Genomic DNA, 6992 nt, shown 5'->3' with positions numbered 1-6992 from the left:
AAATTTTGTTCGTCCTTACATCCTCCGGAGATTTTTTTTTGTAGCCATAGTAAATGTTTTGATTGTTAAAAAAACAAAATTACTAAAACGGCGAATCGAAAAAGCTACCGGAGGTTTAGTTCAACACGGCATTTCTATTAGCGGAGTTGAAGTTTACATCATAGAGATTTTCGCTAATTGATTATTTCGTTATATTTACAAATATCAGTTATAATAATCCCCGCCTGCAGAAATACCCAACCGTTATAGGTCATTTTAGGACGGAACGCATAACCAAAAAACACAACTAAAAGATTGGACGAAATTTTACTAATAGGGCTTTTTATTCTTGTTTTTGTTGGACTTCCAATCGGGCTTGGACTTTTATTATATTTTATTCCAAAAAAATTTGGTCACCCAAAGACAGGAAAGTATTTAACAATAATTTTTGGAGTTTTTATATTATCGATAGTACTGTGGACTGCGTTTGAAGACCAACTTTTTACAAAGAATAACGCAAAAGAACTTGTTGAAGAACAACAAATATTTTTAAAAGACAAATTTGATTTACAAGACAACAAATCAATGTCAGCAATTGGCGACTATTATCACACTTTTACGTTGAAAATTTCAGCGCGCGATAAGCAAAATGCGATTTTTAAAATAAAGAATTCTGACAATTTCAAAACTAACAATTCTTCCGTCAAACAAATGCTTTATCTTTCTGACAAAAGATATTTTGGATCTAAAGTGACGCAAAATTATGAGACTTCAAATGCTTTTGTTAAGAGAGTATTTCCAACCTAGTGGACAAGAGGGTTATGCACCAACATTTAGAAGGATCTCTATAAATAAAGATAAAAACGAATTGACATTTGAAGATATTGATGAATAAAAAAACGCCCTATAACATGGTTTTGCTTCAATATAGGCTGACGATCCAAATTTCTGCCCAGCTTTCTCAATAAAACGTTAATTAAAAAATTTAGAATTGAAGCATTTGCTTCGTTTTGTCTAAATTGAGCTAAAGTTTCCTTTTATCCAGTTCGTCATCGCTTTTCACGGTTTACCTAAATGCCAAAATCTCTCCACAAAAACGAAAGTTAAAGTTATATTTTCCCTGCTAATGCCTATTCTTATTGGATGTAATTCTAAAAATATTATCCAAAAAACTTCTTATTTGGAGGGTTCTGAAAATAATCTTAAGCATTATGACGAATACAAGACAAGGACCAGAACTTTAATCTCTGAAATTGATGGCGTTGTAACAGTTAAAAATTTCAGAATGAAAAACGGTGAAAAATTAAAATTTTTAAATACTTTAAAAGCACTGAATATCAATGATAATTATTGTTGGGTGTCTTTGGAGTCCTTACCTGAATATTCATGGAAGTATGAAATCATTCTTAACGAAAAGGAACCTCTTCCAAAATGTATTCAAAAGCCAAAATATGAAGTGTTTGAAGCATATCGAGTTTTGACTGATACCATAAAAGAATAAAATAACTGGCAGGAACGAAGATGGGATGCATATGAAGATTTTCACTTCGTGATCCTTTTATTATATTTACAAACGCAGTTTTCATACTCGCCAACAGATATCCGCAGCCGTCGACAGAAAGCGTATCCCAACCGCAAACCAAAACAAAAATGAAATCAATAGTCCAGCGTTTAAGAGAGGAAAAAAACTTAACACAAACCGAACTTGCCGAGAAAAGCGGACTTTCGTTAAGAACTATTCAGCGGATCGAGGCAGGAAATGTTCCAAAAGGATTTACCTTGAAAACGCTTGCAAATACTTTCGAAACTGAGCCTGAGAATCTGCTGCCCAAGAAAGAAAACCTTAACCTTGACAGAGCAAAGCTGATTAATTTCTCCAGTTTACTGGGACTTATTATACCGTTCGGCGGCGTTATTTTTCCCTTGATTCTGACTTATAAAACAGAGGATCCAAAGAACAGGGCATTTGGCAAAAGCATTGTAAGTGTTCAGATCATTATCTCTGCTGTACTGGTTCTGTCACAGATCGCAAGTCCGTTCGTTCAAAAAGGATTGTCTCTGCATTTTCCTCTTTTTTTAGTGCCGCTGATTTTCATAATTTGTGTGAAATTAATGGTGGTTATTTTCAATGGCATCAGTTTAAACAATAAAAACGACCTGCACAAAAGCCTAAAAATCAACTTCTTATAAACCCGTCAGCAAAGTGACGTAGAATTGACGTATTCTTTTTGCAAATGAAAACTCTATTAAAACAGACATTTGCGAAAAAATAATCAATGACGATTTTAAAAAAAACTGTACTGTCCGTTTTTACCGTTCTGGTTCTGGCTGCTCTTGGCGGCTATCTTTATTTTGACCAAAAATTCACCCCGGATAAAAATTATCTCAAAGTGGAAAATGAAAGCGGGGCCATTTCTTTTATCTGGTTGGGTAAAGAAAAAAATGTGCTGTTGCTTCCCATCCATTTTCTGAATGACACCACCACTTACTATCTGCAGTTTGACACCGGTTCTCCTTATACTGTTTTTTATTCCAAATCCGTAAAGAGCATTCCCCAAATTGCTGTGCGTAAAGGAACTGCAGAAACATCTTTTTATCTTGGAAAAACAAGAATCAGTTCCGCTCAATTCAAAGTGTATGAGCAGGGAAATGGTGATGTCGATTCGCTGAAAATAATTGGCACGGCCGGAGCAGACCTGCTTGAAGACAGAAAAACACTTATTAATTTTAAAGAAGATTATATTGCTTTAAATTTATCAAAAGCACCCGCTCCATTTGAATCTGAACTTTTCGACTTTAAATTCAAAAAAAGGAAAATCATCTTTAAAGGTTTACTGAAAGGAGAGGAGCAGAAATTTTTATTTGATACCGGTACAAGTGCTTATGAATTATTGACCAACAAAGAAGTTTGGGAGAATCTGAAACTGCCTGGCGCAAAAATAGGTATTGAAAAATCTGAGCAGTCCTGGGATCGTATTCTAACAACTTACACTGCAAACTGCAGGCAGAATATTGAAATTGCCCACCGCAAAATATCTTTAAACAGCGTTACTTATGTAGAAGGGTTTTCACAAACCCAATACGCAATGATGAAATATTCAGGAATGACCGGAATGTTGGGAAATAAAATATTTTTAAACAACAGTATTTATCTTGACTGTTCACAGAATAAAATGGGAATTGAATAGAGCCTTGTGGATGAGCAGTTTGGCAAGACATTGTGGATTCCTCAGTTCGTTCCAACTTGACATTTATCACTCATGCATAGGAAATAAATTTCTTATTTTTGCAGGATGAATAATTCACTTATCGACAAATATAATATTCCCGGTCCTCGTTACACTTCATATCCAACGGTTCCGTTTTGGGACGAGAGTTCTTTTACAGCAGAGCTGTGGCAGCAGTCGGTGATCAGGTCGTTCAATGAAAGCAACGATGCTGAAGGGATTTCGATTTATATTCACCTTCCGTTCTGCGAGCAGCTGTGTACCTTCTGTGCCTGTCATAAGCGGATTACCAAGCAACATTCTGTAGAGACCCCTTATCTGGAAAGTGTTTTGAAAGAGTGGGATCTTTATTTGAAGCTGTTTGGGAAAAAACCAAAAATCAAAGAACTTCACCTGGGCGGCGGAACCCCTACATTTTTCTCTCCGGCCAATCTGAAAACCTTGCTGGAAGGTATTTTTGCGAAAGCAGACATTGCCGAAAACCCGGAGTTTTCTTTTGAAGGTCATCCCAATAATACCACGCGCGAGCATCTTCAGACTTTATATGATTTAGGGTTCAGAAGATGCAGTTTCGGTGTTCAGGATTACGATCCGCAGGTTCAGAAAGCCATTAACAGAATTCAGCCTTTTGAAAATGTTGAAAGAGTGACCAACTGGGCCAGAGAAATTGGCTACAAAGGAGTTTCCCATGATTTGGTTTTCGGTCTTCCTTTCCACACCTGGGAAAAACAGGAATACACGATCCGCAAAACATTAGAACTGAAGCCTGACCGTCTTGCATTTTATTCATACGCCCACGTTCCATGGATCAAAGGGGTAGGACAGCGCGGATTTGATGAAAACGATCTTCCAAGCGGTGAAGAGAAACGAAAACTCTACGAAAACGGCAAGAAATTACTGGAAGAACTCGGATATATTGAGGTTGGAATGGATCATTTCTCCCTTGAACACGACGATCTTTATCAGTCGATGGTTTCGGGAGATATTCACCGTAATTTTATGGGATATTCCTCCAGCAAAACCCAGCTGATGATCGGTTTGGGAATGAGCGCAATTTCAGATTCATGGTATGCGTTTGCCCAGAACGAAAAAACAGTAGAAGGTTATCAGAAAAGGGTGGAAGAAGGTAAGATCCCTGTTTTCCACGGACATATTCTGAACGGTGAGGATTTAGTGATCAGAAAACATATCCTGAATCTGATGTGCCGACTTGAAACTTCCTGGGATCTACAGACTTCTTTCCCGGAACTTGAAAATGCCCTGGATGCCCTCAAGGAAATGGAAGCCGACGGTTTGGTAGCCATTTCTGAGAACTCCATAAGAATCACCGATAAAGGACGTGCTTTTACCAGAAACGTTGCCATGACTTTCGATTTGCGAATGATGCGCAATAAACCTGAGACCAGAATTTTTTCAATGACGATATGATTTTCTTAATTGGTTGGGTGGAATTGGATGGGATAAATCGGATGATATATGACAAATGACAAATGAGATATGAATAAATTCATATCCTGTAAATCGGTCGTTGCTTCTGCAACTCATAGGAGGGAGTTCCGTAGGAACGGACGATAATGTAGGGTAGGAATTTATTCCTGCGCAAAAACAAATAGGATTTCATTAAATTGGTTGGGTTGGATCAATAGATATGAATGAATTTATATCCTGTATATCGGTCGTTGCTTCTGCAACTCGTAGGAAGGAGTTCCGTAGGAACGGACGATAATGTAGGGTAGGAATTTATTCCTGCCTAAAAATAATAAGGATTTGCGAAAATTGGCAGGAATTTATTCCCAACCAAAAAACAGATAAGAAATGCCAAATACCTACACGCAGATTTACGTTCAGGCCGTGTTTGCGGTGAAGTACAGAAATGCTTTGATTAAAAAGCCCTTTCAGAAAGAACTTTTTGCCGTCATTGGAAGTCTGATCAATGAAACCGGTTGCACCACCATTATTGTAAATGGAGTAGAAGACCATGTGCATTGTCTTTTTCGGTTAAAAACCACGGTGTCGTTATCGGAAGTGATGAAGAGTGTAAAGGCAAAATCATCAAAATGGATTAACGAAAGTAAATTTCTGGACGAAAGATTTGAATGGCAGCGCGGTTTTGGCGGTTTCAGTTATCATCCTTCTATGGTGAAGAACGTTTATCATTATATTGAGCATCAGGAAGAACATCACAAAAGTGAAGTTTTCAAAACTGAATACCTCAGAACTTTGGTTGAATTTAATGTTGAATATGATGAAAACTATTGGTTTGAAGATTTAATTTAAAACCGAAAATTCAAAGGTCTTTTCTTTATTATTTAATAATTAATTTCTGAGAATAAATTTTAAGATGATCAGAACTGATTGTAATGAAATAAACGCCCGGTTTTAAGGCCGAAACATCAATGCTTTGATCATCGTTGACCTTGGCTTCCAAAACTTTTCGTCCTTCAGCATTATTGATCTCTGCCAGATTGTTTTTGGTTTTCAAACCGTCAACAAAAACCTTGTGGGAGGCCGGATTCGGATAAATTCTAAATGCATTCCCTGCGTTTTCCCCGGTTGCTAAAGTGGTGGTGCTTACTTTAAAAAGTTTTCCGTTATTCACGGCGGCCACATACAGTTCTTTGGCTGAGTCTTCTCCGAATGTCGCAAAATTATTCCCGGTAAATGCGGTAGTCCAGACAATTGAATTATCGGGACTCATCATTCCAATCTGTGTCGAACAGTAATCTGCGAAAATATATTTACCTGCCAATGCCGGATAGGCGGTGCCGCGGTAAACGTAGCCTCCTGTTATCGAGCATTTTCCGCCGGTGTGGTTATATACCGCAACCGGAAAAGTCATGGTCGCTGCACTTGCGCATCCAGCAATATTATATTCGCTGTTGCCTTCGTAGCAGCGCCATCCGTAATTGATTCCCGGCTGTGTTATCGGCATTCTGTTGATTTCTTCGATCTGATTCTGTCCTACATCTGCAATCATCGCATTGCCTGCGGTTAAATCAAAAGAAAACTTCCATGCGTTTCTCAGTCCGTAAGCCCATATTTCATCCGCTCCGTCAACGCCCACAAAAGGATTATCCGGCGGAATATTGTATGGTCCTGTGGAATTCACATCTATTCTCAGCATTTTCCCCAGCAGCGAGTTTTTGTTCTGACCGTTGTTATTGGGATCGCCTGCACTGCCGCCGTCGCCGGTAGAAATCCATAAATAGCCGTCCGGTGCGAAATGAATGCTGCCGCCGTTATGGTTGGCAAAAGGTTTGGTAATGTTCAGCAATATTTTCTCAGAGGCAGGATCTGCGACATTGGGATTTGCTGTACTCACCGAATATCTTGCGACGGTAATATTTCCGGCAGTGTTGTTATAATACACAAAGAAATACCCGTTAGTCGCGTATTGCGGATGAAAAGCCAAACCAAGAAGTCCTCTTTCTCCGTTAAAAGTTATTTTGGTGCTGATGTTCAGAAATGGGGTAGTATTGACGGTTCCGTTGGGCTGAACGATTTTAATCAGGCCATCCTGCTGCACTACAAAAAGCCTGCTGTCATTTGTATTTGCAATCTCTACGGTGTTGCTTAAACCTGTGGCAAATTCAGTGAGCGTAATGTTCTGCGCAGCGCATAAAACGGCAGAAAATGTTCCTATTAGAAGTAATATTTTTTTCATAATAATTTGGTTTTTAAGGTTTTGTGAAGTTAATAATTATTTCATAAAATTAAATATTAATTATGATATATTGGGGATTTGCGGTGTTTTAAGCAGTGTTTTACCTGTTTTTATATGTAAAA

General features: G+C 38.1%; 8 protein-coding genes. 7 read left to right on the top strand and 1 reads right to left on the bottom strand.

The features are described 5' to 3' along the window. The 7 genes from KSK37_RS13295 to tnpA form a co-directional block, all read left to right on the top strand. Positions 1-181, top strand: a 181-nt coding sequence (locus tag KSK37_RS13295) for a hypothetical protein (protein WP_217202015.1), incomplete at its 5' end; no start/stop codon positions are given. Positions 182-294: 113 nt separating this feature from the next. Next, positions 295-786 (top strand): hypothetical protein, encoded by a 492-nt coding sequence (locus tag KSK37_RS13290; protein ID WP_246566611.1) that lies wholly within the window; start codon positions 295-297, stop codon positions 784-786. Positions 787-1105: 319 nt separating this feature from the next. Further along, complete coding sequence (locus KSK37_RS13285; RefSeq protein ID WP_217202014.1) at positions 1106-1480, top strand: hypothetical protein; 375 nt, start codon at positions 1106-1108, stop codon at positions 1478-1480. Between the two features lie 149 nt (positions 1481-1629). Beyond that, complete coding sequence (locus KSK37_RS13280; RefSeq protein ID WP_088360538.1) at positions 1630-2169, top strand: helix-turn-helix domain-containing protein; 540 nt, start codon at positions 1630-1632, stop codon at positions 2167-2169. Between the two features lie 86 nt (positions 2170-2255). Next, positions 2256-3167 carry a hypothetical protein gene (locus KSK37_RS13275; RefSeq protein ID WP_217202013.1) on the top strand — a complete coding sequence of 304 codons (912 nt, stop codon included), beginning with the start codon at positions 2256-2258 and terminating at the stop codon, positions 3165-3167. 105 nt (positions 3168-3272) lie between these two features. After that, positions 3273-4634 (top strand): oxygen-independent coproporphyrinogen III oxidase, encoded by a 1362-nt coding sequence (hemN, locus tag KSK37_RS13270; protein WP_217202012.1) that lies wholly within the window; start codon positions 3273-3275, stop codon positions 4632-4634. A gap of 387 nt (positions 4635-5021) precedes the next feature. Beyond that, the gene (gene tnpA / locus KSK37_RS13265; RefSeq protein WP_217202011.1) at positions 5022-5483 is read left to right on the top strand and encodes an IS200/IS605 family transposase; all 462 of its coding nucleotides are present in this window, start codon (positions 5022-5024) and stop codon (positions 5481-5483) included. 28 nt (positions 5484-5511) lie between these two features. Here tnpA and KSK37_RS13260 read toward each other — a convergent pair whose 3' ends face one another. Further along, positions 5512-6870 (bottom strand): PQQ-dependent sugar dehydrogenase, encoded by a 1359-nt coding sequence (locus KSK37_RS13260; protein WP_217202010.1) that lies wholly within the window; start codon positions 6868-6870, stop codon positions 5512-5514. Positions 6871-6992 lie beyond the last annotated feature (122 nt).

The organism is Kaistella soli (assembly GCF_019038595.1).
Taxonomy (GTDB): domain Bacteria; phylum Bacteroidota; class Bacteroidia; order Flavobacteriales; family Weeksellaceae; genus Kaistella; species Kaistella soli.
Note: the sequence above shows the minus strand (reverse complement) of the source record. Positions and strands in the feature narration are given on the sequence as shown.